This is a genomic window from Treponema sp. (assembly GCF_045657965.1).
Lineage (GTDB): Bacteria > Spirochaetota > Spirochaetia > Treponematales > Treponemataceae > Treponema_D.
Window position 1 is genome coordinate 1 of the sequence record NZ_JAZOUG010000136.1, and the last position, 2,586, is coordinate 2,586.

At 39.1% G+C, this 2,586-nt stretch carries 3 protein-coding genes; 1 reads left to right on the forward strand and 2 read right to left on the reverse strand.

Annotation, left to right across the window (positions count from 1 at the left end; translation table 11 throughout):
• Positions 1-148: 148 nt before the first annotated feature.
• On the reverse strand, positions 149-334 hold the full coding sequence (locus ACKI5B_RS04925; RefSeq protein ID WP_407426416.1) for a hypothetical protein: 186 nt from the start codon (positions 332-334) through the stop codon (positions 149-151).
• 52 nt (positions 335-386) lie between these two features.
• On the opposite strand from ACKI5B_RS04925, the gene ACKI5B_RS04930 reads away from it, so the two are divergent.
• A complete protein-coding gene (locus tag ACKI5B_RS04930; RefSeq protein WP_407426418.1) occupies positions 387-866 on the forward strand; it encodes a GNAT family N-acetyltransferase in 480 nt (159 codons plus the stop codon).
• 567 nt (positions 867-1,433) lie between these two features.
• Here ACKI5B_RS04930 and ACKI5B_RS04935 read toward each other — a convergent pair.
• A complete protein-coding gene (locus tag ACKI5B_RS04935) occupies positions 1,434-2,483 on the reverse strand; it encodes an IS110 family RNA-guided transposase (protein ID WP_407426420.1) in 1,050 nt (349 codons plus the stop codon).
• Positions 2,484-2,586 lie beyond the last annotated feature (103 nt).

Here is a 2,586-nt window from a genome sequence, read left to right on the forward strand (position 1 = left end):
ATATGGTTTGTATGTGATTTTATCGCTTACGCCTCTGCTCATATTTAAATTTTAGCAGATTTGAATTCACTTGTAAATTTAAAATAATTGGGGCTGCCCATTTCTTTTTGGACAGCCCCGTGGGTATTTTAAACTTAAGAACAGAAATTTAGATCTCACCTTTTTTATAAAGAATTTCTTGAGTTACTGCATTTTTTATACAATAACCTTTTATTAGTCTTGTCTTTAAAACCATGTCGCAGCCTTCCGAAAATGCTTTGACATTATCAGGACTTTTCCGCTGTTCCGTGATTTTTCCATCTTTAGCTCTTTTCGATATTAAAATAATATCCAATTCTGTTCTCCTGACTGCGAATTTCTTTTATAATAGCATGGAGTAACTAAAAATGACCATCAGAAAGTATAGCGAAAATGATTTAACCACAATGATTGCAATCTGGAATGAAGTTGTGGAAGATGGAATTGCATTTCCTCAGGAAGAGGTGCTCACAGCCGAAAGTGGAGCTGAGTTTTTTGCATCTCAGACATACAGTGCCGTTGCCGAAGAAAACGGAACAATTTATGGACTTTACATTCTTCATCCGAACAATGTTGGCCGCTGCGGTCATATCTGCAATGCAAGCTATGCAGTTTCTGCTAAATCGCGTGGAAAACACATAGGAGAACAGCTTGTAAAAGACTGTCTTGTTCAGGCTAAAAAGTGCGGTTATGGGGTTCTTCAGTTCAATGCCGTTGTTGAAAGCAATATTCACGCCCGCCATCTCTATGAACGGCTCGGTTTCGTCCAGCTCGGAACAATTCCAAACGGCTTCCGTATGAAAGACGGCCATTTTGAAAACATCTGCCCTTATTACCACGAACTTTAATGGACTACAGCTACGTATTTCGTTCGGCAAAAATCAAAAAAGATTCTCTTGAAGCAGCGGGATTTGCTACAACTGATAGCATAACACATATAAGGCCCCAAGTTGTCAATAGTTAAACTAAAAAAATACAACTTAGGGCTGTTTTTCAAAGTAAACAGTCTTTTTTTTGAGAACAAAAAAGTTTATCATCAAAATAGAAAAACAAAACTGAATCGTTATTCAAAGCGGATTGCAGGAAAAGCATCCTGAATCAAACACATATAGTCAGTCACCAAAAAAGGTGCAGAAGAATTTCATCGGTACCCTGTTAAGCCTGAAGCAAGAATTAAGTGGTAGCTAAAGCTCCGACAGTTATACAGGCAGGTCAAAACAGGGACAGTCTGCTTTGTTATTTCAAATCAAAACAAAATATAAAAAAAGGACCAGAACGAAGTCTATTCATGCAGCCAGGAAGTCACGGCATGTAGTCAGAAAGTGTAAGGCTGTCGGGCAGCATATAATTCACATTTTTCATACGACTCGCCGTTTATTGCTTCAGTTATGCGATGGGCTCTCCGTTCTGTCCTGTTAATCCTGGTAAAACTTATCCGGATCGAATGGCTCTTTCCGCTTGAGCATATAGTAAACCGTGCGTCCAAGCTTTTGGGCAATCAGGCTCATGGCTTTTGCCTTGCCGTAGCGGGAAACCAGTCTTTCGTGCCATTTTTGTCCACGCTCATTGTTGCGAAGAAAAAGAACTGCTGCTTCGGAAAATGCCCATTTGAGATGCACGTTACCGATTTTATTGTGACCGCCTTTTTCTTTCTTGCCGGCTGATTCGTGAGAACATTTTACAAGACGGCAGTATGAAATGAATTTTCCGACATCAGAAAATCGGTTTATCGTATCAATTTCATAAAGAATTGTAAGCGGAAGAATAAATCCAAGTCCGGGAATTGAACGGAGCAGGCTGAATGAATACGGATCCTGGATTTCCATACAATCCTCAATCTGAAATTCAAGTTTTGTGATTATATCGTGATACGACTGAAACATGAAAAGGTCGGCATCTACCATTTTTAATACCGCAGAATCTCTAAACTTTTGTGGAATAGTATTTCTATAGGCTTCACTGCGCATCCTAGAGGAAGTCAGAGGTTCATTGATATTGTACTGATGATTTGTGTTTTGAAGATGAACGGAAAGTTCGGCACGCTGTCTTACAAAATATAATCTTCGTCTCAGTAAATCTCTTACAGCACGTTTTTCTTTCGGATATGCATAAGCAATTGGAAACATTCCTCCGCGCAGCATATTTGCAATTTTCTCAGAATCGATTTTATCTGATTTTGTTTTTCCGCCATGAATTGCTTTCATGTAAAGGGCATGTCCTAAAGCAAAATCGATTCCACGTTCTGCACAGAAATCTGCAATCCAATACCAGGTGAAAATGCATTCAACGCCGATTACGATATCTTTCCCAAATGTGTTTGTCACAAGTTCCAGGTTGTCTGTCGAACATTCCATGTTTTTATGAAAGACTGTCTCTCCCAAATTGTTGATGACACAGATATACATCATCCTTGCATGCAGATCGATACCAATGTAAAATTGATGTTGGTTCTTATAGAATCTCATTAAGGTCCCCCTGTCGAATTAATTAGGATATTGTGCCCTGATGGACTTATCTATCTTAGCATGATAAACCTGGGGCCTTAATGATTTTCATGCAGTTAAGCCC

What these genes read in the sequence shown, in the direction of transcription:
- ACKI5B_RS04935 (WP_407426420.1), bottom strand. Translation starts at nt 2,483, where the DNA reads ATGAGATTCTATAAGAACCAACATCAATTTTACATTGGTATCGATCTG.
- ACKI5B_RS04930 (WP_407426418.1), top strand. Translation starts at nt 387, where the DNA reads ATGACCATCAGAAAGTATAGCGAAAATGATTTAACCACAATGATTGCA.